Source organism: Williamsia sp. z71 (assembly GCF_059553375.1).
Genome location: NZ_JCANWX010000010.1, coordinates 133,724 through 155,634, shown reverse-complemented (window position 1 = coordinate 155,634; position 21,911 = coordinate 133,724). Strand labels below are relative to the sequence as shown.

Below are 21,911 nucleotides of genomic sequence, written 5' to 3'. Positions count from 1 at the left end.
GATGAATACGCGCTCAATTCACGCTGACCGCCGCCGCGTCCGAAAGGTCTGCAAGACTTGTTCGAAGAAGGCGCACATAGGTATCCGGATCCGGCATGGCCGCAGACGAGCTGAAGAAGTTGATGATCAACTTCCCATCGCCGGCGGCGAGGAGATAGTGGCGAAGCGCGTCGCCATCAACCGGTGGTTGCCCACCGAGAATCGCCACGGCCGGGGATCCGGCGAATGTACAACCATCTACCGTCACCGGGATATTACTGACCGTCGTGTGCGACTGACGGCCGCGATCAGAATCATGCGGATAGTGCCGAACCGCAAAACCGGTGAGTCGCAGCAGCCATGCCGGTGCTGTCTCCACCCGCTTGCTCTTGGCCCGCACAGCGGGATGCTCACTGCGCGTCTTCGCTGCCGATGCAGCAGAGGCGATCTTGCGCAGCCGGACCAATGGATCCGGCTCATCGACGTTGAGGTCGACCGTCAGGATCGCCAGCTGGTTTGCCGACTCCCAGTGCTCGATACGACGCATCGACCGGGGAACCATGGCGCACAGCGGATCCCTGGGTTCTTCTCCGCAGCTGTCGAGGTACGCGACCAATGCACCAGCCACGATGGTGAGGTAGACATCGTTCAAACTTGCGCCCGGTACCGCGGCCTGTATCGCCTTTGCCTCGTCCATCTTCAGCGTCATGAAATCGACGGAAACCTCGCCCTGCAGAGAGCGATTGAACCTGGTCGCCGCCAAATCGTCTCGAATTGAAACGATCTCGCCGGACTGCTCGGCTTCCGCGACCTCCACTCCCGCGCGGCGGGTCGTCGAGAGCCCCTGCAGGAACCGAAATGACTTACCGGGGAACGAGACCAGGCCTCGGGACAGCTGCGCCGTCCGGGTCATCGGTGGCGTATCCGCCCGCCCAGCAGGCGCGAGGGACGTCGAGAACAACGCCTGGGTCAGCTCCCTGGTGGCGAGTCCGTCCGCCGCACTGTGATGGATCTTGAGCGTGACCACGGTGTACCGGCCGGGCAGATCATCGAGGCCGTGTACGCCGCACAACACATGCATTTCCCACGGCGGCCTGGTCATATCGAGTTTCCGCGCGAGCAGCTGCCCCAGATAGGAACGGACCGGCTCCCAACCCCCGGCGCTGACGTGCTGCACGGTCACGTGATGGCCCATGTCGGGCCGGCCGGCCGGTACCCACCGGGGATAGTCGAGATCATAGGGAGTCCGCTGTAATCGCGTGGTGAACAGGCCGGCATATCCGAGCCGAGCGGTGATCCAGGCGACGGCCTGCTCTTCGGTGACCTCCGCGCAGGATCCTTGATCGGCGTCGAAGAAATAGCTGACCATGAGATGCCCTGCGTGCGTATCACTCTCGTTGTAGACGAACTCGGCATCGCGCGGTGCCAGCTGCGGGCTCGCCGGCGGCACCTTGCTCAACATCACACTCCCTCAAGGAAATCCATTACTGGTGCTCGGCACCATATCTCTCGCCGAGGAAGCTCGTTACCGTTTTCACTCAACTCACGATTCGGCACCTGTGCCACGACAGCACTGAACCCGGCCACCAGATGGTGACCGGGTTCAGTGGAGAACGGTAGAGCCAGGAAGCGTGGACTAGAAGCCCATGCCACCCATCTCGTCGCCGCCCGGCATGGCCGGTGCGTTGTTCTTCTCGGGCTTGTCGGCAACGACGGCCTCGGTGGTGAGGAACAGAGCCGCGATCGATGCTGCGTTCTGCAGCGCCGAGCGGGTGACCTTCACCGGGTCGTTGATGCCACGGGCCAGCAGATCCTCGTACACGCCGGTGGCGGCGTTGAGGCCGGTTCCCAGCGGGCTGTGACGGATCTTGTCGGCGACAACACCGGGCTCGAGGCCGGCGTTGATGGCGATCTGCTTGGCCGGAGCCTCCAGAGCGACGCGGACGATGTTGGCGCCAGTGGCCTCATCGCCTTCCAGGCTCAGCGAGTCGATGGCCGACTCGGACTGCAGCAGGGCCACGCCGCCGCCGGCGACGATGCCCTCTTCGACAGCAGCCTTGGCGTTACGCACGGCATCTTCGATGCGGTGCTTGCGCTCCTTGAGCTCGACCTCGGTGGCAGCGCCGGCCTTGATGACAGCAACGCCACCGGCCAGCTTGGCCAGACGTTCCTGCAGCTTCTCACGGTCGTAATCGGAGTCACTGTTCTCGATCTCGGCACGGATCTGCGACACGCGACCGGCGATGGCCTCGGGGTCTCCCGCGCCTTCGACGATGGTGGTCTCGTCCTTGGTGACGACAACCTTGCGTGCGGTGCCCAGCAGCTCGACGCCGGCGCCCTCGAGGGACAGTCCGACCTCTTCGCTGATGACCTCGCCACCGGTGAGGATGGCGATGTCGGCCAGCATGGCCTTGCGACGGTCACCGAAGCCCGGAGCCTTGACGGCGACGGACTTGAAGGTGCCACGGATCTTGTTGACGACCAGGGTCGAGAGGGCTTCGCCTTCGACGTCCTCGGCGATGATCAGCAGCGGCTTGCCGGCCTGGATGACCTTCTCCAGCAGCGGCAGCAGGTCCTTGACGGTCGCAACCTTGCCGGAGACCAGCAGGATGTACGGATCTTCGAGGACGGCTTCCTGACGGTCTGCGTCGGTGACGAAGTAGCCCGAGATGTAGCCCTTGTCGAAGCGCATGCCCTCGGTCAGTTCGAGCTGCAGGCCGAAGGTGTTCGACTCCTCGACGGTGATGACGCCTTCTTTGCCGACCTTGTCCATGGCCTCGGCAATGAGGTCACCGATGGCCGGGTCGCCTGCGGAGATACCGGCGGTGGCAGCGATCTGCTCCTTGGTATCGATCTCCTTGGCGGACTTCAGCAGCGACTCGGTGACGGCTTCGACAGCCTTCTCGATGCCGCGCTTGAGGCCGAGCGGGTTCGCGCCGGCAGCGACGTTGCGCAGACCTTCGCGGACGAGTGCCTGAGCCAGGACGGTGGCGGTGGTGGTGCCGTCGCCAGCGACGTCGTCGGTCTTCTTGGCAACCTCTTTGACCAGCTCGGCGCCGATCTTCTCGTAGGGATCCTCGAGCTCGATCTCCTTGGCGATGGAAACACCATCGTTGGTGATCGTGGGGGCGCCCCACTTCTTTTCGAGCACGACGTTGCGACCCTTGGGTCCCAACGTCACCTTTACGGTGTCAGCGAGGGCATTCAGGCCCCGCTCGAGGCCGCGGCGGGCCTCTTCGTCAAACGCGATGATCTTGGCCATTACGAAGTGATCCTCCGATAGGGGGTGACACTGGAAGTTCTTTAGTCGGGTTCGGTGCCCGCGACGGACGACCGGTCGTGTCATTGGGACCGGTCTCACCGTTCCGACCTAGCACTCACGGTTGGTGAGTGCCAGGTTTCGTTTTAGCACTCTAGGGATGCGAGTGCAAGGTCTGCAGCTCGTGCCCTGTGTCCTTCGGCGTCCAACCGCCCGTTGTGTGACCCACATCAAGCGGTTGCGCGCCGAATTGCCCACAAAAATGAACAGTCTGTTTTATTCGCAGAGCTCAGGAATGACTCCGGCGTCGAGATGATTGAGTACTGGAATGGCACCCCGACAGTTCGGTCAGGTCTCGGCGTTCACGGTGATCGCAGCGACCACTGCCGCGATGATGTTCTCGTCGTCGGCGCCGTCTCCCCTGTACCCGATCTATCAGGATCTCTGGGGGTTCTCCTCGTTCACCCTGACCGTCATCTTCGCGGCGTACGTGATCGCTCTGCTGGTCGGCCTCCTCACCGTGGGATCGCTGTCCGACCACGTCGGGCGGCGCCCGGTGCTGTTCGGCGGACTGGCCCTGATCGTTGCCTCCATGGTGATGTTCGTCGTGGCCGACGGCGTCCCGATCCTGCTCGGTGCCCGCGTGCTGCAAGGCCTGGCCGCCGGCGCCCTGACCGGAACGCTCAGTGCCGCGCTGGTCGATCAGCAACCGAGCGCGCGCGTCGGCTCCCTGACCAACTCGGCCGCGATGCTGGGCGGGTTGGCCTCCGGCGCGATCGCGGCGGGTGGCCTCATCGAATATGCCCCGATGCCGCGCGAACTGGTGTTCCTGATCTTGATCGCCGCGTTCGTCCTGGCGGCCGGGTGCATCATGTTCATCCCCGAGACCTCCACCCGCACCGGGTTCACTTCCCGCCGGCATCTATGGCGGGTCCTGCGTCCGAGCGCCGGCCTGCCACGGTCGGTCCGCGGTGTCTTCGCGATGGCCGCCTTCGGTTGTCTGGCCACCTGGTCGCTGGGCGGATTGACGCTCTCGCTGGGATCGTCGATCGTGCTGCGCATCTTCGGGGTCGACAACCACATGATCACCGGACTGATCCTCGGAACGTTCTTCACCTCGGGTGCCATCGCGTCCGCGGTGACATCGACCTGGTCGGCAAACCTCAAGCTCGGGGTCGGGCTGAGTTCACTCGGCGCCGGACTGATCATCAATTTGGCCGGAACGATGTCGGCGACCTTGCCGATCTACCTGGTCGGTTCGGCGACTGCCGGCTTCGGGTTCGGAGCGACCTTTGCCGGCGTCATGGCGGCGCTGATCGCCGCCACCGATCCCGCGCAACGCGGCCAGGTCTTCTCCACCCTGTTCGTGGTCAGCTACATCGGATTCAGTCTGCCTGCAGTGGCAGGCGGAATCGCGGTCGGACACTTCGGATTGCGGCCGACCGCCATCGGCTACAGCCTGTATGTCCTGTGCCTGGTGGCCATCGCGGGAGCCGTGGCCATCGGGCGCGCTCGCGCGGCGCGGCGGGCCGAGCCGGATCCGATCGTCACGTCCATCGCGGAGAATCTGGTCACGGCGACGGCTGACACGACGGACACCAGTAGATGACCCTCTCGAGGTCCGGGCCCCCGCCGAGTTCCCCTGATCTGATGGTGGTCCCACATCGCCGACAGGGACGCTTCGCCCGGCCGTAGACCCAGGTCCGTTCGCCGGGACGGTCGACGTTGGTGACCCGGATCGAACGATTGCGGTTGAACTCCAACACCTTTTTCGCCAGGTCGACCCATTCGCGCAGATCACCTGATTCGGCGACCGGTACCAGTGGATGGGTGCGCCGCAGAAAGCACATCTCACAACGGAATACGTTGCCGATGCCGGCCAGCACCCGCTGATCGAGCAGCGCCAGACCTATCGGCCGGGCGGGGTCCGAGGCCAGATTTGCGATCGCGACATCAGCGTCCCAGTCGGTTCCGAGCAGATCGGGACCGAGGTGGCCGACAGCGGTGTCCTCGTCTGCGCGCCGGAGGATCTCGAGCTTTCCGAGTTCGAACCCCACCGCCTGCACCTGCCCGGCCTCCAGGATCATCCGGGCCTTGAACGCCGGGCGCTTCCACCGGGCCCCCTTTGTGTAGATGTCCCAGCGGCCCTCCATCTTCAGGTGGGAGTGCACGGTGTGCTCACCTACGCGGATCAGGAGATGCTTCCCCCGGGCGACGACCTCCTCGACCCGCCCGCCGGACAGGTCCACCGTTGCGTACTTCGGAACCCGAACATCGCATCGGGTCAGAGTCTTTCCGGCCAACGCACGATGCAGACGTGTGGCGGCCTGGAACACGGTGTCACCTTCGGGCATATCTACTTGATACCCGCGTCCGGTCCCGGCGATGGTGAACGATCCCGAAAATACGCCTCGATGGTCTGGGCTGCGGAGCCGATGTGCTGCCGCAGCACCGCTACCGCGTCGTCCGTCGCGCCACGGGAAGCCAGCTCGAACAGTTGCCGATGTTCGTCCTGTGCCAATTGCTCCGACCCCAACTCGGCCAGATGGAAACGCAGGTAGCGGTCCTCGTCGTCGAGCTCGGCGGCAATCAGCTTCAACAGCTTGGCGTTTGGATGCCGCCGGTAGAGAGCCAGATGGAAGTCCGAGTTCAGCCGACCGAGGTCGACCAGGTCGGGGTCGTTCTCCATGGCCTCCAGAACGCGGCGCGCGTCGTCGATGTCTGCCGCCTCCAGCCGCGGAATCGAGCCGGCCAGCGCTTCCGGTTCCAGCAGCAGCCTGATCCGGTAGGTGTTGATCACGTCGTCCGGGTCGACTCCGACCACCACCGCACCCCGGTGTGGCACGTGATCGACCAGACCGCGGGCCTGCAGTGACAGGAGCGCTTCGCGAACCGGCATCCGGCTGACCCCGAACACCTCCGCGAGCTCCGCCTGCCGCAGTGGGATGCCGCTGGCCAGCGAGCCGTCGAGAATCGCCTCGGCGAGCGTCGATTCGATGACCGTCCGAGCGTGATGCACCGCGGTCGGACGGTGTCCGAGAGTGTCGAGAACCTGCGTAGAACGTGTCGGCGGCATACCACTTCCCATTATTGGATCCAAGATCCAATCTACTTTACGATGACCGTACTGCCCCGAGGCCTGCGGAGGTTCGCGTGTCGCTCATCCAGCCGATCACCGCCGGTGTCGTCGCCTCACTGGTGGGATTCACCAGCTCCTTCGCCGTGGTCCTGACCGGTCTGAGAGCCGTCGGTGCGTCGCCCGGAGAAGCCGCCTCCGGGCTCTTTGCCCTGTGTCTAGCCATTGCCATCGGTGTCGGATTCCTGGCGACCCGGTACCGCATGCCGATCACGCTGGCCTGGTCGACGCCGGGCGCGGCCCTGCTCGCCGGTACGGCCGCCCCGGACGGCGGTTTCCCGGTCGCTGTCGGAGCGTTCGTGATCGTCGGCGTGATGATCCTGGCGACCGGGCTGTGGCCACGTCTGGGCTCGCTGGTGCAGGCCATACCGACGCCGATCGCGCAGGCGATGTTGGCCGGCATCGTCCTGCCCCTGTGTCTGGAACCGGTCCGAGCGGTCGCCGCCGAGCCTCTCTCGATCGCTCCGGTCATCGTCGTGTGGCTGATCCTGCTCCGGTTTGCCAAGCGATGGGCAGTACCCGCCGCGTTCGGTACCGCGGCCCTCGTCATCGCGGTGGTCCTGTTGACGTCGGACAAGGGTGTGGCCGCGGAGTTGCTGATACCCCGGATGGACGTGGTTGTCCCGCAATGGTCGTTGCAGGCCTGCATCGGTATCGCGCTGCCGCTCTACATCGTCACCATGGCGTCACAGAATCTGCCGGGCACAGCTGTCATGGCCGGCTTCGGTTATCGGATCCCTTGGCGCCCCTCGATGTTGGTGACCGGCGCCCTGACCTCGCTGGCGGCCCCGGCCGGCGGGCACGCGGTGAACCTGGCCGCGATCAGTGCCGCACTCACCGCGGCCCCCGCCGCAGAACCCGATCCGCGCCGACGCTGGATCGCCGCGGCCACCGTGAGCCCGGTCTATCTGGTCATCGGCATCAGTTCGGCGGCCGCCGCCGCGCTGGTGACCATCGCGCCGGCCGGCCTGGTGGAGACGGTCGCCGGCCTGGCCTTGCTCGACACCCTGGCCGGAGCTCTCGCGGCCGGATTGCGTGATGAAAAGACCAGGACTGCAGCCGTTCTGACCTTTGTCGTCGCCGCAGCCGGGATCACCGTCGCAGGGATCGGATCGGCATTCTGGGCATTGGTCGCCGGACTGGTGGTCTACGCGGTGCTGAAGAGGTCACCCGATTCCACCACTCCGTCGACGAGTACCAACGACCGTGAGATTCCGAGACGGGCCAAGAACTCGTCGTCGTGACTGACCACCAGCATCCCGCCCCGATAGGCCGACAGCGCCTCCACCAGCTGGTCGACGCTGTCGAGGTCGAGGTTGTTGGTCGGCTCGTCGAGGACCAGCAATTGCACCGGTGGAGTCGCCAGCAGCAATCGGGCAAGAGCCACCCGGAACCGTTCACCACCGGACAGTCCACCGACCGGCCGGTCCACCGCGTCGCCGCGTAGCAGGAACTGGGCCAGCCTGGCCCGCACCAGGTTCGGCTCCACATCGGGAACCGCGGACCGCACATTGTCGAGAACGCTCGCGGTGCCGTCGAGATCGTCGAGACGTTGTGCCAGGTAACCGATGTGGTCGGTGTGCGCGACGGCGTACGGCCCCTCCCCCGCAGGTCCCGGGTTCCACAGGGTGCGCAGCAGAGCTGTCTTGCCGGCGCCGTTGACCCCGGTCAGCGCAACACGTTCCGGGCCGGCGATCACGATCGTCGTATCGCCACTGCGTATTTCGGCCAGACGTCGACCAGCCGGGACATCCGGGTCGGGCAACTCGATCCGAATGTGGTTGTCGTCGCGGACCAGCTCGGCTGCACTCTCGACGGCCCTGCGGGCCTCGTCGATCTTGTTGTCGCCTTCGGTTCGTAACCGGCCCGTTGTCTCCTGGGCACGGCGCTTGCGCGCACCCAACAGGATCTTGGGCAAATTGGTGTTCGCCTTCCCATATCGACTGCGTCGGGCAACTTTCGTCTCGGTGTCGAGACGTTGCCGCTGTTGGACTTTCAGATCTTGTTGCGCGGTCCGAAGATCCTGTTGCGCGGAATACTGTTGGGACCGTAAGTATTCGCGGTACTCACTGAGCGGTCCGCCGAACACCGTAACGGTGTGATCGTGCAATTCCGCTGTGGTGTCCATCAATTCGAGCAGCGCGGTGTCATGGGACACGATCAGCAGAGTGCCCGGCCAGTTGCGCACCAGCCCATACAGGCGCGACCGGGCCTCCCGGTCCAGATTGTTGGTCGGTTCGTCCAGCAGCGTGATCGGTGCTCCGCGTAACCGCAGACCCGCAATCGCGGTCAGGATCACCTCACCACCCGAGAGGGTGTCGACATTGCGGTCCAGAACCAGATCCGCGATACCCGCCTCGGCCAGGACTTGCCGCGCGCGGGCCTCGACATCCCAGTCGTCGCCCAGGGTGTCGTAGACGCCGGGATCCGTCGACCCGCCCTCGATCGCCGCCAGCGCATCGAGCCGGGCGCGGATACCGAGCAGGTCTGCCACCGTGGCATCACCATGAAGGATGAGATCCTGTGGCAGGTAGGCGGTTTCCCCGGTGACCCTGACCGATCCCGAGGTGGGGACAAGCTCCCCGGCGATGACTTTGAGTAGTGTTGATTTACCTGATCCGTTGGCGCCGACAACGCCGATGTGGTCGGCGCCGAAGGACACCGTCAGGTGCGAGAGAGCCGAGGAACCGTCCGGCCACTCGAGGCTTACGTCCCGGAGAGAAATTGCAGATTCAGATTGCGCGGACACGCGGACTCCCAGAAAGGATGAAGACGTAAGTGCGCCGACAACTCATCCCGCCGTGGCATGCGGCAATCGAACGGTGTCAGCGCGCTAGGACGCGGAGCCGTCGATGATCTTCACCGGGGAGCCTGACTGTCGGGAACAGGACGTCGCCCAGTGTGCAGAACAATTCCGGGCCTCGCAAGTACTTTGTTCTGCGAGCAGAATGGTGCGATGGTGCCCATCCGACCTGCACTGCCCGCCGATGTCGCCGCGGTGACCGACCTGGTGTCGCGGGCATTCACCCACTACACCGAACGCATCGGCACCGAACCCGGCCCGATGCATTTCGACTACCACCACCTCATCAGCATCGGACAGGCGTGGGTCGCCGAGGTCGAAGGCCTGATCGTCGGCACCATCGTGCTCATACCCGAACCCGATCACCTGGAGATCGAAGTCCTTGCGGTCTCACCCGACGCACAAGGGTCGGGTATCGGGACGGAACTGTTGGGCTTCGCCGCGTCGCACGCCCGGGACCTGGGGCTGCGGCGTCTGCAATTGCACACCAACGAGCACATGACCGAGAACATCCGCTACTACCCGCGCCAGGGTTTCACCGAGACACACCGCGCAGTCGAAGACGGTTATCGCCGGGTGTACTACACGAAAGTCTTGTGAGTATCTGCCCCACGACTACAATCGAACTGCGCTGACACCACCCCGGAGAAGGCCGATGTACCTGCAAGAGTTCACTGCCAACGGTTCACTGGATCACGATGCCGCAGAGCAGATATCGTGGAAGTCCGCCGACTACGCACCGCGCATCCACCTGGTTGTCAACGGGCGCCGACTGTACGCGCACTGCCTGCCGCTCTGTTGGGATGAATTGGACATCCGCGCCGGAACACCCATATCGATCACCGTCGACGGTGGCATCGGCGGGGCCGACGACGCCGACGAGCGGCGTGCGCTGGTCGAAATCGTCGACTACATCCAGCGCATCACGGCGCCCGGTCCTGCGGACCGCAAATTTGGGCACACTCGACGGCGATTTTGGCACGCTCGGCGGTGATATCGGCACGCTCGACGGTGGGGGTCAGAGGAGGGAACGATAGAACTCGAGATGCCGCTTCGCAGCGAGGTCCCAGGTCAGGCTGGTTGCCAGATCCCGGCCGCGGGATTGCCTCGCCGTATCGATGGTCATTGCGGCGGTCAGTTCTGCGGCCAGGTCCTCGGGCGTGCGGGCGTAGCCCACGGTGTCGCCGAATACCTCCCGCAGAACCGGTAGGTCACGGGCCACCACCGGGGTGCCGGCCGCCAAGGCCTCCATCGCCGCCAGACCGAAGCCCTCTTTGGTCGACGGGAACGCCAGGACCGCGGCTTGCGCCACCAGCGCCGGCAAGATGGGGTCGGGGACCGCGCCCAGAATGATCGGCGTGACGCCGAGTCTGGTTGCCAAACTGTCGAATTCGGCACGATAGTCGCGATAGTCGAACAGTGTTTCGCCGCCGGCGAAGACGAGTCCGAGCTCCGGGTCACTGTGGCGCAGGAGAGCGTAGGCCTCCAGCAGGTCGATACTCCCCTTCCGTGGTTCGATCCCACCCACCGCCAGCACGTACCGTCCGAGCTGGTCACGCCACCGTTGGCGCGCAGCAACAGCTTCCGGGTCTGCCGCGGCGGCAGCGGCAAACCGCTCCGACTGGACACCGTTGGGTATCACCACCGGCTCGAAACCCCACCCCCCTCGAACCTCCTGTGCCACCGCCGATGACACGCAGATCCGCGCGTACGGTTCCACGATGGCCTTCTCGTGACAGGCGGCCAGTACCGGCGTCGTGAACTGGTCGAGGTGGTGGATGGTCCGGATGCACCGGCCCACCGCATTGGCACTGATGCAGTCCTGGGCATGCACGATATCTGCTGCAGCCGAATCGAACTCGGCCCGCATGACCTCGATCGACCGGACGATCCGGTCGGTGACCGTATCGCCTTCGCGGTCGTCGAACCGGGCCAGACGGACCGACACGGCTGGATCCACCGGCCGAAAGAACCCGGGGTCGCCGCCACGCGCCAGGGACCAGACGGTCACCTCGGCACCGGCCTTCGCCAGCGCCTCGGCGAGATTGAGCGTATGAACGACGCCGCCGCGCGGTTTGGTGGAGTAGGTCAGCAGTGAAACTCTCACAGATCGTCCTGCCAGTATGTGTCCGTGCGCCGCTCGGCGAGGTGGTGCAGCACCGTGCGGGCCCGGTTGATCTCCGCGTCGATATCGATGTCGCACACTGCCATTCCGCCTTTCGCCCAGGTCTTGGCAAGCACTTCACCGCCGGGACCGACCACCTTTGCCTGCCCCAGGAAACGCAGCTTGCCCATCACGCCGGTCTGATTCGACGACACCAAAACCACCTGGTTCTCCGCGGCGCGGGCCGCGTCGTAGAGGTCGAACAGCCTGGACTGCCGGTCGTTGGGCAGCCGCGAGGCACGGTCGGTGACGCTGGCCGGCCACGCCGAAAGGGCGGCGATGATCCTGGCCCCGTCGAGCGCCAGGGTGCGAGCCGATTCCGGAAACGTCTTGTCGTAATCGATGAGCATGCCGATCCGGCCGACCGGGGTGTCGAACGCCGAGAAGTCGTTCCCGGCCGCATAGGCCAGTGATTCACCGGCCGGTTGATGAACCTTGCGGTGCAGACCCAGGATCCCGTCGCCGGACAGACAGACGGCGGTGTTGTACCGCTTGCCCTGTGCCGCCTCGGTGAATCCCACACACACCGTCATCGGCCCCGCCGCCTCGGCGATCGCCGACAGTTCCGGACCGTCGGTGTCGATGGTCGGTGGCAGCTGGTCGATGTCGGGGGACCTCAGGTCACCGATGTATCCGCCGAGTGACGCATCGGGAAGCACCAGCAGGTCGATGCCGTCTCGTGAGGCCGCCTCGATGATCCCGACGATCTTGCTCACCGCGCGCTCGACATCCCGACCGAAATGGCCTGCGAGTGCGGCAACGCGAATGGGTGCCATAGCCGGTGAGCCTAGTGACTCGATGTGGCCTGCGCGGTCGGAACACACCCTACGGTCAATTGATCGGCCAGGTACTCGGCGTCACGCGCGATGGCCGCGAATCGCCCGGAACCCCACGTGTGCTGCCACGGTAGACCAAGGAAATAGACGCCGGGCGTCGAGGTGACACCGCGGTGATGGGTCGGCATTCCTTCTCCGTCGAACACGCCCACCTTGAGGAACCGATAGTCGGTGCGAAAGCCGATCGACCAGACGATGGCGGACACGTCCGAGGTGGCCAGATCCAGTTCGGTCACTTCGGTTTCCGGCGTCCACACCGGCACATACCGTGGTTCCGTCGGCGCGTCGATACCGGTCCGCTCGATGTAGGCGTCGATGTCGTCTTTGATCGCGTCGCTGACAGCGTCGGCGGCGGCGAGATTCTTTGCCAGGTTCGGTGCGAACGTCATCGTCGTCCCCACCAGTCCGGTGGACCGGCCGTGCAGCTGCATTCCGTCGCGGGCGAAGGCGCGCAGGTCGATATCACGGCCGCCATCGCGGCCGGTCACATAGTGATTCGTCTTCTCGCGCTTCGACAGACCACCGGGGTGCTCGTCGATCGAGACGTCGTAGACGCCCATGTCGTGCAACCAGGCCACGCAGTCGCGGCCCCGGTAGAACCGGGACACCCGGGGAGCGCTTCCCGTGGCCAGGTGCACTTTTCGGCCGGCCAGGTGCAGGTCTTCGGCGATCTGCGCGCCGGACTGCCCGGAACCGACCACCAGCACCGCGCCGTCAGGGAGTTGATCGGCGCCGCGGTACTGCGACGAATGTACCTGCGCGATCCGGTCCGGCAGCTTCTCCGCGAAGCGCGGGATCACCGGGGTGTGATAGCCACCGACCGCGACCACCACCTGTTGGGCCTGCAGCGGTCCGGCGGTGGTGGCGATGTCGAACCCGCCGCCGGCGCGGCGGCTGACCGATGTCACCGAAACATGTTCGCGGACCGGGGCATCGAAGGTTTTCGCGTAGTCACGAACCCAGGCATACACCTCGTCACGACCCATGAAGCCGTCCGGATCGTCGCCGGAGTATTCGTAACCCGGCAGATTGCATTGCCAGTTGGGCGTGACCAGGGTGAAGTTGTCCCAGCGCCCATCCCGCCATTCGTGGGCGATGGTGTCGCGTTCGAGCACCACGTGCGCCACACCGCGCCGGGTCAGATGCCAACTGATGGACAACCCGGCCTGACCGGCACCGATGACGACCACCGGCACCTCCTCGATCGGGGTACTCACGGGGGAATCGTTCATGGTGTGTGTCCTGCCTGTGTCGGCGCGATCAGTTCGGCACCGCTCATCGTCAAAATCTGAACTCGCCCATCGGGCATCTGGCGTGCCGCCGTCTCGATGCTCTCGAGCTGCGCGGCCGCCGACGTGCACGCGAACCCGAACTTCGCCCGGACGCGATCACTGGCGATGGTCAGCGCCTCGGTGCTGCGCGACACGAACTCACCGACCGAGTACTGCGCACCCGGTTCCAGGAAGTCGTGCATGACCAGTGACGGCGAATAGCATTGCTGCTCTGAGCCGTCCGGCCAGCGCACGGTGAACGTCATCTCAGGCATAGGTCAGCTCCTCGACTCGATTGGGCTCGGTGACACTGCCGTAGATCTCGGGACGGCGATCACGCAGGTTGTACATGCCGCCGCCACGGGCCGCTGCCATCGCGGCCTTGACGTCGACGGTGGCGGTGGCCAGACCCTCCTCGGTGCCGGTGCCGGCGAGGATCTCCCCGCCCGGTCCCACCACCTTTGCGCTGCAGACAAATCGCAGTGAGCCAAAGGTTCCGGCCTGATTCGAAGCCACCCAGATCAACTGGTTCTCCAACGCCCGGGCTCGGTCGTAGATGTCGAACCGCTGCTTCCAGCGGTCGTCGTCCATGTTGGGTGTGGTGTTGGTCCGGGACGTCGGCCACGCCGACAGAGACGCGACGATCTCGGCACCACCGAGCGACAGCGCCCGGGCAGCTTCCGGGAATGCCTTGTCGTAACAGATCTGCATCCCCATCCGGCCCACCGGTGTATCGAAGGTCGGGTACGCCGAACCCGCTGAATAGCAGAGGTTTTCACCGAGCGGCTGATGAACCTTCCGGTACGAACCGAGAATCCCGTCTCCACTGAGGGTGACGGCCGCGTTGTAGCGGGTGTCGCCGTCTGCCTCGCAGAATCCCAGAGTGACGGTCATATCTCCGGCCATATTGATCACCCGTTCCAGTTCCGGGCCGCCGAGTTCGAGAGCAGGAGGGAGACTCTCGAGTCGTCGCTGCCTTGCCTCCGGACTCTCGTCTCCCCCGCCCAGGCTGGGCAGATAGCCTCCCAGTGCAGCCTCCGGGAGTACCAGCAGGTCGCTGCCCCGTTGCCGCGCCAGGTCGATGAGCGTGCCGATGGTCCGGTACGCCTGTTCCATGTCGCGGCCGAACTGTGCCGACGCGACAGAAATTGTGGTGCTCATGCTTTCCCCAATCCGGTGACGGTGCCGTGCACCGCTTGTGTGATCGTGCCGTCGGGCCAGCGCAGGCTGACACCGCGGCCTTCGATGAGTTGCCCACAAACTGCGCTGGTCGCCGGTCCCGCGTCGGGAACCGCGCGGCCCGGCGCGTCTGCGCTGATCATGGCGAAGCCGGGGAAGGCGGTGACCCACTCGCCCACCGTCACGCCGGAAGGTCGTGGGATCGCGGCCATGTCGAGCAGCGCACCGGTCCCACTGGCCTCGGCCAGCATGCCGGTGGTCCCGACCAGTCCGGCCATGCTGACATCTTTTGCGGCGGCCGGCGCCGCCCGCTGCACGAATGTTCCCATCCGCACCAGTTCTTCAGAACTGCGCGTGGATGTCGAATCCCACTGTTGGCCTGCATATCCCGGACGCCAGTGGCCACCCAGGTCGGCGGTGAGCCGCAGTTCATGACCCACCCGTCCGCCCCCGGCCGGGATCGGCGTTGCGGTACGTCCCAGCGCGGTCACCGACAATGACGACGGAACACCGGCTTGTGTGTGACCGCCGAGGACCGGTACGCCCCATGCGGCAGCGGCTCTGGCCATCCCGCGAACGATCCGGGTCAGTTGGGATCGGGTGGGTGCGGCCACCGCGTCGAGCAGTCCGACCGGGGTGGCGCCCATCGCGGACAGGTCGTTGAGGTTCACCAACACGCCGCACCACCCGGCCCATTCCGGGTCACGTTCGACCATCGACGGAATGATCGCGTCGCAGGCCGCGATCAGGTCGCCACCCGGAACCGGCGTACCGTCGTCGCCCCGGAAACCGCTCGGCCCCAACCCCATCGACTGCGCCGCCAACGGTGCCAGTACATCGGCGAGCATCGCTTTGGTGGCCGTGACGAGTCGCTCGATTTTGTTGATCGGCCAGCGCATCGCCGCGTGCGTGACACCGGCCACCTCGACGTCGCCGGTGTACTGCCAGCCCAACGACGTGAACATCGGCTGGTATCGCTGCTGCACCGCGGCGTCGAACCGCAGGACCCCGGAACTCTCGGCATGGGCACCAGCTGCCCGGACCAGCGCCGGACCGACTCCTCGCGCCTGTTCGGTGGGTGCCACCACCAACCGGCTGCCGGTCCACCAACCGATGTCGTCGGCGGTGGCCGGCGCCAGGCGCACCCCGCCGAGAACTGTGCCGTCGGGCGCCGTCGCGCAGAGAACCACGGTGCGCGGGTCATCGTCGAGATCATCATGATCGGATCCGCTGAACAGCTCTTGCCGCACCACAAACGCTTCGTGGCGAAGGGACCGATACTCGTCGAGTTCTGCTGTGTCCCGAACTGGTTGGACGATGAACGCGGCCGGTGGCGCTGCGCGGCGTGGCCCGGTGAGGATGGCCAGATCAGGGATACCGGTGTGCATGATCAACCTCCGACGTTCTGCAAGACACTGCATGCACCACAGGCGGCGCAGCCGGCTTTCTGGTCGGCGCCGAGCATGCCCGCGGCGGTCAGCTCTTTGGCGATCCGACGGGTGACGTCCTCGACGATGTCACCCCGTGGGCCGACGGCACCGTCGACGTCGACGGCGAGCGATCCCTCGTGCGGACGGAACGGCACCACGAAGGGATACACGCCCATCTCGATGAGTTCGCGTGCGCCGTCGACCAATTCGTCGGGGTCTTCACCCAACCCGACCAGCAGGTACGTCGACACCTGATTGCGCCCGAACACCCGCACCGCCTCGGCCCACGCCGCCCGGTAGTCGTCGGTGGACACCGTCGCCTTGCCAGGCATCCAGCGCCTGCGGACGGAGTCGTCGAGCGATTCGATGTGGATGCCGATCGACTCGGCGCCGGCTTCCTTCAACTCGGTGAGCGTGGCCAGATCACCGGGTGGTTCGCACTGCACCTGGATGGGCAGATCGGGCACCACCGCCTTGACCGCACGGACGCAGCGCGCCAGATGCTTTGCACCCCGGTCCTTCGCCGCGGAAGTACCGGTGGTCATCACCATCTGTTTCACACCGTCGAGGCGGACGGCGGCCTCGGCGACCTCGGCCAACTCGGCCGGTTTCTTCACTGCCACGGTCGCACCGGATCGTAGTGACTCCTCGATGGTGCAGAACCTGCAGCGCTGCGACTCGTCGTAGCGGATGCAGGTCTGCATCACCGTGGTGGCCAACACATCCCGGCCGTGGAGCTTGGCGATCTTCTCGTATTCGATGCCGGTACCGGTGCGCAGGTCATAGAAGGCCGGCCGTTCGATGGCCGTCACCTCCAGCCCGGTCTCGGCTCCGTCGAGCAACACCTGACCGCCGTCGAGAACATAAGGACTCAACGGATTGCGCGGGATCGCGGCGCTGAGGCCGTCGATGACCAGGTGGCCGTCGTCGCTGGGGCCGGCGCCTGCGGAACGGCGCAGCGGGGGTGAGCCGCGAACACCCAGCAGCGCCAGATCTACACGTGCCGATACTGCCGACCCCGGTCGAACTCCGCCACTCTCCGTCTCCAGCGGCTCCGGTCGAGCTCCGCTGCGCTCCGTCTCCAGCATCCCGCCGCCTCAGACCATGTAAGTGGAATTGATGATCGCGCCCTTGCGCGCGTAGTGGATCAGCGCGTCCTGCACGTCGAGCGGATGCGCCGGGATCACACCTTCGATCAAGTCCTCTTCTCGTCCGCCGTGCAATGCCAGACCGAAACGGCAACAGAACACCGTGCCACCTTCGGAGATGAACGTGGCGAGTGAATCGTTGATGTTCTGTTCGCCCGGGAAGCCCGAATCGCCGGTGGTCGGGAATCCGCGGGTGGCCAGGCAGTTGATGGCTCCGGGTCCGTAGAAGTACATCGCCGACTCGAATCCCTTGCGCAGTGCGCGCGTGGCCTGCAGGACCGCCACAAAACTCACCGACGACTCGTGGGCGATGCCGTGGACCAAGGTGAAGTACGACTCGCCGTCCTGCGCCTTGTAGTCGGGGAAGATCTTGGTGCCGCCGTAGATGTTGGTGCCCTTCGGCAACGAGGGATGCGGGATCTCGGCGATAGACTTCTTGATATTCTCGGCGATGGACTGGTCGAGCTCGGACATGGAGTCCTCCTGATACGACGGGATGTTGAGGCCACTGCGGCTGCTTTGCCGCCTGACCAAGAGCCGGAACCGGCTGCGAGTACCAGTACAAAAGTTCCCGGTTTCAGGCTGGTTATCGCGGGACTAACAGTGGAGTGCCAAGTGCTCACAGCGGTAACACAGCCGACATAGAGCACCGCCGGAGACTTTCGCTCGCTGCGATTCAAATGGTTCTCGGGGCACCGCACACGCCATACCGTCTCTCAGGTGACCCAGATCGCTCCTGCCTCCATCGCGAAACCGCCTCGCGTATCCAACCGCGGCTCACACCGCGTCTGGACTATCGTTCGGTGGCTCTCGCCCCTGTTCGTCCTGCTGCTCTGGCAGCTGGGCAGCGCCATCGGATTGATCCCCCAGGACGTGGCCCCGGCACCTTCCCTCGTCTTCGAGGCCGGCCTCGAGACCATCGAATCGGGTGAACTCGGCGACGCCCTGAGCGCGTCGGGATGGCGTGTGGTCCAGGGACTGCTTCTCGGCGGCCTGATCGGTGTCGCACTGGGCGTTCTCGTCGGCTTGTCGCGGATCGCAGACTCCCTGCTCGACCCGTCGCTGCAGATGGTGCGCGCACTACCGCACCTCGCGCTGATCGCACCCTTCATCCTCTGGTTCGGGATCGGTGAGACCCCGAAGATCCTGATGATCGCGCTCGGCGTGATGTTCCCGCTCTACCTCAACACCATCTCGGCGATCCGCCAGATCGAGCCGAAACTCCTCGAAACCGGCCGTGTACTGGGTTTCGGTGCCTGGCAACGGTTTCGGATCATCATTCTGCCCAGCGCCGCGCCGCAGGTCCTCGTCGGTCTGCGCCAATCGCTGGCCATCGCCTGGCTGACACTGATCGTGGCCGAGCAGATCGCCGGCGGCGAGGGTATCGGCTTCATGATCAACAACGCGCGCGACTTCCTCCGGATGGACATCATCTTCTTCGGCCTGGTGATCTACGCGTTGCTCGGATTCGCCACCGACGCCGCCGTCCGCCGGCTGGAGCAGTACGCCTTGCGCTATCGACCCAACAATGAGGACGTGTGATGACCCTTATCTCTGACCCTCGGGCGACGGCCAAGCCCACCGGCAAGGCTGATGTGGCCGCCGAGTTGAAGTCGGTGTCACTGCATTACGGCGACTACCAGGTTCTGGACAATCTGAGCTTGACGGTGCGTCACGGCGAGATCGTGGCGCTGATCGGTCGCAGCGGCTGCGGCAAGTCCACAACCCTTCGCGTGCTCGCGGGCCTCACCGACAACTACACCGGCAACACCTCGGTTGCCGGCGCCCCCGCCGTCGCTTTTCAGGAACCACGGCTGTTTCCCTGGCGATCCGTTGCCCAGAACGTCGGCTACGGACTCAACCGGGTGAAGGTCGCCAAGTCGGAGACCCAGGCCCGCGTCGTCGACGCGCTGACCCAGGTCGGTCTGGACGACAAGGCCGACGCCTGGCCGCTGACGCTGTCCGGTGGACAGGCACAACGTGTTTCGCTGGCCCGCGCACTCGTCGGCGAGCCGGAGCTGTTGCTGCTCGACGAACCATTCGGCGCGCTCGACGCGCTGACCCGGCGGACGATGCACGACCTGCTCCTGACCGTGTGGAAGCGCCACAAGTTCGGCGTCCTGCTGGTGACACATGATGTGCACGAGGCGGTCTCGATCGCCGACCGCGTCGTGGTCCTCGATGAGGGCCGCATCCGAGATGAAGTTGTGATCGACCTGCCCCGCCCGCGCGAGGCAGGACAACCGGAGCTGGCCGAGGCGGCCCAGCATCTGCTGAAGAGTTTGGGAGTTATTGAATGAAGCTGTTCCGTGCCGTCGGGTCTGCGGCCTTGGCTCTGTCCTTCGCATTGGTTGCGTCGGGATGTGTGTCGCAGGATGACAAGGGCAGCGAGGACGTCGCCAACACAACGGTGTCAGTCGCCGAGCTCAGCGGGGTGACCCTGAAAGTCGGTGACCAGAAGGGCATCACGGAACCGCTCCTCGCCGCGGCCGGCGAGTTGGACGGCCTGCCGTACAAGATCGAGTTCTCGATGTTCACCTCCGGGCCGCCTCAGGTGGAAGCGGCCACCGGGGACAAGATCGACTTCGCCGTCACCGGCAACACACCGCCCATCTTCGGGGCGGCCAACAATGCCAACATCAAGGTTGTCGCGGCCTACCAGGCCTCCGGGGATGGCGACAAGATCCTGATCCCCAAGGACTCGACGCTGGCCTCGGTGCCCGAACTAAAGGGCAAGAAGATCGCTGTGGCCAAGGGAAGTTCTGCACACGCCAACGTCCTGGAACAGCTCGACGCGGTCGACGTGAGCGTTGACGACGTGGAATTGGTCTTCTTGCAGCCGGCCGATGGACTCGCGGCCTTCCAGCAGGGTTCGGTCGACGCGTGGGCGATCTGGGATCCGTTCACCGCCATCGCCGAGGCCCAGACCGGTGCCAAGACCCTGGTCGATGCCGAACAGAGCTACGCCTTCGGGATCGCCTCTGCGAAGGCACTCGCAGATCCCAAGCGCAACACCGCACTTTCCGATCTCGTCCAGCGGATCGCTCGGGCCACCAAGTGGGCGCAGGCAAATGAGCAGGAATGGGCCAACCACTACGCACAGTCCGTCGGTGTCGCTCCGGAGGTGGCGCAGGTTGCCCAAGCGCGCAGCATCAAACCGGCAGTCCCCCTGACCGATGAGGTCGTCGCATCTGAGCAGCTCCTGGCCGACCTGTTCTACGATTCCGGCCAGATCCCGGCGAGCCCGGACTTCGATTCCTTCGTCGACCGCCGCTACAACACCGTGCTGGAGCCGTACTTCGGAACCTGAACGGCCGAACCCGAAGCGTGACCAAGGTCCATTGTGCTGCCGCCCAGCTTGTCTGGACGGCAGCACAATGCGTTCTTCACACTGTGGAGTTGTCAAAGATACGTGCGCGGTCCCGGCGAGAAGCTCGGGTGCGCCAAGGGAAGTCAGTAGTTCAGGTCAGGCGGCGGGTCAGGCCGCCAGGGTCAGGGTGCGCCGGTTGTAGGCCGGTAGGGGTCTTCGTTGGGGGTCGATGTCGGCGGGCGGGATCAGCCAAGGATGTCCGTCGGAGCCCATGATCACGTCCCAGCCGGTGTTGTGGACGGCCATATGGCAGGTGCGGCACAACAGGCATCCGTTCTCGAGTGTGGTCGCGCCGCCGTCCACGAAGTGCACGATGTGGTGGCAGTCCGACCAGCTGGCATGGCCGCCGCATTTCACGCAGCAGGTGTCGCGGATGATGATTGCTTTGCGCACCAACCCGGTGAACAGCCGCTTCGGTGGACTCAGATCGACTGGGACTTCCTCTCCGTCGAAGGTGATCGAGGTAATCGACGAATCACACGCCAACATCGCGGCAGTTGCTTCGGTGACCGGGCCCATCCACGCCAACGTGGCAGCCTCGGGGTGATCAGCAGGCACGGTCACGTTCACCTCCGTCCGCGGCGCCGACACCAGACTTTGCCCGCTACCACCGCAATCCAACAACCGATGCAGAGCATCAGCGCGACGCTGGGTCGGAGAACGCGGATCATCGGAGCCGTCGGGTTCAGGACGCGCCCTGGACCAGAGGTCCAACGCCGAGTGCAACTTTTCCCCGATCACCGCATCAAGATCGAACGTGCCGACACAACGACCTTCACGGACTTTGTAGTCGAGGCTGTTCAGCGACCGATCTTCCGCCGGCGGCGGACCACCGGTGTCTTTGGCGACCTCGTTGCCCAATGCTCGGGCTGCGGCGCTGATCTCCGCGGGCGGTGCTCCGGAGATGGCGTGACTCAACAGCTTCCGCTCGAACCCGATCCGCTCCTCGGCGGTGATCGCACCCTCATACCGTCCGGCGACATGCTCCACCCCTTTGACCACCGCATCGACGTGCTCGGACGACAGGAACCCGTCCCTCGAATACCCGGCCGTGCGATCCAGGCCGGCCAGGCCTGGTCCGATCCGCAGCCACCGATATGCAGATGCTGGTGCCGCTCCGTTGGCCTGCAACAACTTTGATGTCGTCGAACCGGACTTACGGGCGATACCCGACTCATCAATCACCGCCGCACACACCGCCAACTGATGCTCAGCGGTGTTACGTAGGGTGATCAGATCCTTCACCACCCCCAACACGGCGTTGGCGGCATCAGGTATCGGCAGGTCAACCAGATCATCGACCATCTCGAGAACTCGCATGGCACAGCACCTTCCA

The 21,911-nt window shown here is 65.1% G+C and carries 21 protein-coding genes; 7 read left to right on the top strand and 14 right to left on the bottom strand.

Annotated features, from left to right (window positions below; genetic code table 11):
- Positions 1–13: 13 nt before the first annotated feature.
- Both AC51GR_RS22640 and groL read right to left on the bottom strand, forming a co-directional pair.
- A complete protein-coding gene (locus tag AC51GR_RS22640) occupies positions 14–1,441 on the bottom strand; it encodes a wax ester/triacylglycerol synthase domain-containing protein (RefSeq protein WP_496326906.1) in 1,428 nt (475 codons plus the stop codon).
- 174 nt (positions 1,442–1,615) lie between these two features.
- Positions 1,616–3,241, bottom strand: coding sequence for a chaperonin GroEL (gene groL / locus AC51GR_RS22635; RefSeq protein ID WP_496326905.1), 1,626 nt, complete (start codon positions 3,239–3,241; stop codon positions 1,616–1,618).
- Positions 3,242–3,566: 325 nt separating this feature from the next.
- Between groL and AC51GR_RS22630 the strand changes: the two genes are divergently transcribed.
- Positions 3,567–4,847, top strand: coding sequence for an MFS transporter (locus AC51GR_RS22630; RefSeq protein WP_496326904.1), 1,281 nt, complete (start codon positions 3,567–3,569; stop codon positions 4,845–4,847).
- On the opposite strand, the gene AC51GR_RS22625 is transcribed toward AC51GR_RS22630, so the two are convergent.
- Positions 4,810–5,592 carry a DNA-formamidopyrimidine glycosylase family protein gene (locus AC51GR_RS22625; protein ID WP_496326903.1) on the bottom strand — a complete coding sequence of 261 codons (783 nt, stop codon included), beginning with the start codon at positions 5,590–5,592 and terminating at the stop codon, positions 4,810–4,812. The genes AC51GR_RS22630 and AC51GR_RS22625 overlap by 38 nt on opposite strands.
- A 2-nt stretch (positions 5,593–5,594) precedes the next feature.
- Positions 5,595–6,314 (bottom strand): GntR family transcriptional regulator, encoded by a 720-nt coding sequence (locus tag AC51GR_RS22620; protein WP_496326902.1) that lies wholly within the window; start codon positions 6,312–6,314, stop codon positions 5,595–5,597.
- Between the two features lie 77 nt (positions 6,315–6,391).
- Here AC51GR_RS22620 and AC51GR_RS22615 point away from each other — a divergent pair, with 77 nt between their 5' ends.
- Positions 6,392–7,618, top strand: coding sequence for a benzoate/H(+) symporter BenE family transporter (locus tag AC51GR_RS22615; protein ID WP_496326901.1), 1,227 nt, complete (start codon positions 6,392–6,394; stop codon positions 7,616–7,618).
- On the opposite strand, the gene AC51GR_RS22610 is transcribed toward AC51GR_RS22615, so the two are convergent.
- Positions 7,522–9,123, bottom strand: coding sequence for an ABC-F family ATP-binding cassette domain-containing protein (locus AC51GR_RS22610; RefSeq protein ID WP_496326900.1), 1,602 nt, complete (start codon positions 9,121–9,123; stop codon positions 7,522–7,524). The genes AC51GR_RS22615 and AC51GR_RS22610 overlap by 97 nt on opposite strands.
- Before the next feature lie 207 nt (positions 9,124–9,330).
- Here AC51GR_RS22610 and AC51GR_RS22605 point away from each other — a divergent pair, with 207 nt between their 5' ends.
- Entirely contained in the window at positions 9,331–9,777 is a 447-nt protein-coding gene (locus AC51GR_RS22605) for a GNAT family N-acetyltransferase (protein ID WP_496326899.1), read from the top strand.
- 55 nt (positions 9,778–9,832) lie between these two features.
- Entirely contained in the window at positions 9,833–10,171 is a 339-nt protein-coding gene (locus AC51GR_RS22600; protein ID WP_496326898.1) for a hypothetical protein, read from the top strand.
- 24 nt (positions 10,172–10,195) lie between these two features.
- Here AC51GR_RS22600 and AC51GR_RS22595 read toward each other — a convergent pair whose 3' ends face one another.
- The 8 genes from AC51GR_RS22595 to AC51GR_RS22560 are packed head-to-tail and all read right to left on the bottom strand — an operon-like array spanning position 10,196 to position 17,679.
- Positions 10,196–11,284: an MSMEG_0565 family glycosyltransferase gene (locus tag AC51GR_RS22595; protein ID WP_496326897.1), complete on the bottom strand. Its 1,089-nt coding sequence runs from the start codon at positions 11,282–11,284 to the stop codon at positions 10,196–10,198.
- On the bottom strand, positions 11,281–12,117 hold the full coding sequence (locus AC51GR_RS22590) for a carbon-nitrogen hydrolase family protein (RefSeq protein ID WP_496326896.1): 837 nt from the start codon (positions 12,115–12,117) through the stop codon (positions 11,281–11,283). The genes AC51GR_RS22595 and AC51GR_RS22590 overlap by 4 nt, the downstream gene beginning before the upstream one ends.
- An 11-nt stretch (positions 12,118–12,128) precedes the next feature.
- On the bottom strand, positions 12,129–13,409 hold the full coding sequence (locus tag AC51GR_RS22585) for an MSMEG_0569 family flavin-dependent oxidoreductase (RefSeq protein WP_496326895.1): 1,281 nt from the start codon (positions 13,407–13,409) through the stop codon (positions 12,129–12,131).
- Positions 13,406–13,723 carry an MSMEG_0570 family nitrogen starvation response protein gene (locus tag AC51GR_RS22580; protein ID WP_496326894.1) on the bottom strand — a complete coding sequence of 106 codons (318 nt, stop codon included), beginning with the start codon at positions 13,721–13,723 and terminating at the stop codon, positions 13,406–13,408. The genes AC51GR_RS22585 and AC51GR_RS22580 overlap by 4 nt, the downstream gene beginning before the upstream one ends.
- Complete coding sequence (locus AC51GR_RS22575) at positions 13,716–14,609, bottom strand: carbon-nitrogen hydrolase family protein (RefSeq protein ID WP_496326893.1); 894 nt, start codon at positions 14,607–14,609, stop codon at positions 13,716–13,718. Before AC51GR_RS22575 ends, AC51GR_RS22580 begins: the two co-directional genes overlap by 8 nt.
- Positions 14,606–16,015 (bottom strand): MSMEG_0567/sll0787 family protein, encoded by a 1,410-nt coding sequence (locus AC51GR_RS22570; RefSeq protein ID WP_496326892.1) that lies wholly within the window; start codon positions 16,013–16,015, stop codon positions 14,606–14,608. Before AC51GR_RS22570 ends, AC51GR_RS22575 begins: the two co-directional genes overlap by 4 nt.
- A 2-nt stretch (positions 16,016–16,017) precedes the next feature.
- The gene (locus AC51GR_RS22565; protein WP_496326891.1) at positions 16,018–17,145 is read right to left on the bottom strand and encodes an MSMEG_0568 family radical SAM protein; all 1,128 of its coding nucleotides are present in this window, start codon (positions 17,143–17,145) and stop codon (positions 16,018–16,020) included.
- A 9-nt stretch (positions 17,146–17,154) separates the two neighbouring features.
- Positions 17,155–17,679 (bottom strand): MSMEG_0572/Sll0783 family nitrogen starvation response protein, encoded by a 525-nt coding sequence (locus AC51GR_RS22560; RefSeq protein WP_496326890.1) that lies wholly within the window; start codon positions 17,677–17,679, stop codon positions 17,155–17,157.
- Between the two features lie 255 nt (positions 17,680–17,934).
- Between AC51GR_RS22560 and AC51GR_RS22555 the strand changes: the two genes are divergently transcribed.
- From AC51GR_RS22555 to AC51GR_RS22545, 3 genes are read left to right on the top strand one after another with little or no spacing between them, the layout of a single operon-like run.
- The gene (locus AC51GR_RS22555; protein WP_496326956.1) at positions 17,935–18,747 is read left to right on the top strand and encodes an ABC transporter permease; all 813 of its coding nucleotides are present in this window, start codon (positions 17,935–17,937) and stop codon (positions 18,745–18,747) included.
- Positions 18,747–19,505 (top strand): ABC transporter ATP-binding protein, encoded by a 759-nt coding sequence (locus AC51GR_RS22550; protein ID WP_496326889.1) that lies wholly within the window; start codon positions 18,747–18,749, stop codon positions 19,503–19,505. The genes AC51GR_RS22555 and AC51GR_RS22550 overlap by 1 nt, the downstream gene beginning before the upstream one ends.
- A complete protein-coding gene (locus AC51GR_RS22545) occupies positions 19,502–20,515 on the top strand; it encodes an ABC transporter substrate-binding protein (protein ID WP_496326888.1) in 1,014 nt (337 codons plus the stop codon). The genes AC51GR_RS22550 and AC51GR_RS22545 overlap by 4 nt, the downstream gene beginning before the upstream one ends.
- 168 nt (positions 20,516–20,683) lie before the next feature.
- Here AC51GR_RS22545 and AC51GR_RS22540 read toward each other — a convergent pair whose 3' ends face one another.
- Positions 20,684–21,895 (bottom strand): HNH endonuclease, encoded by a 1,212-nt coding sequence (locus AC51GR_RS22540; protein ID WP_496326887.1) that lies wholly within the window; start codon positions 21,893–21,895, stop codon positions 20,684–20,686.
- Between the last annotated feature and the right edge of the window lie 16 nt (positions 21,896–21,911).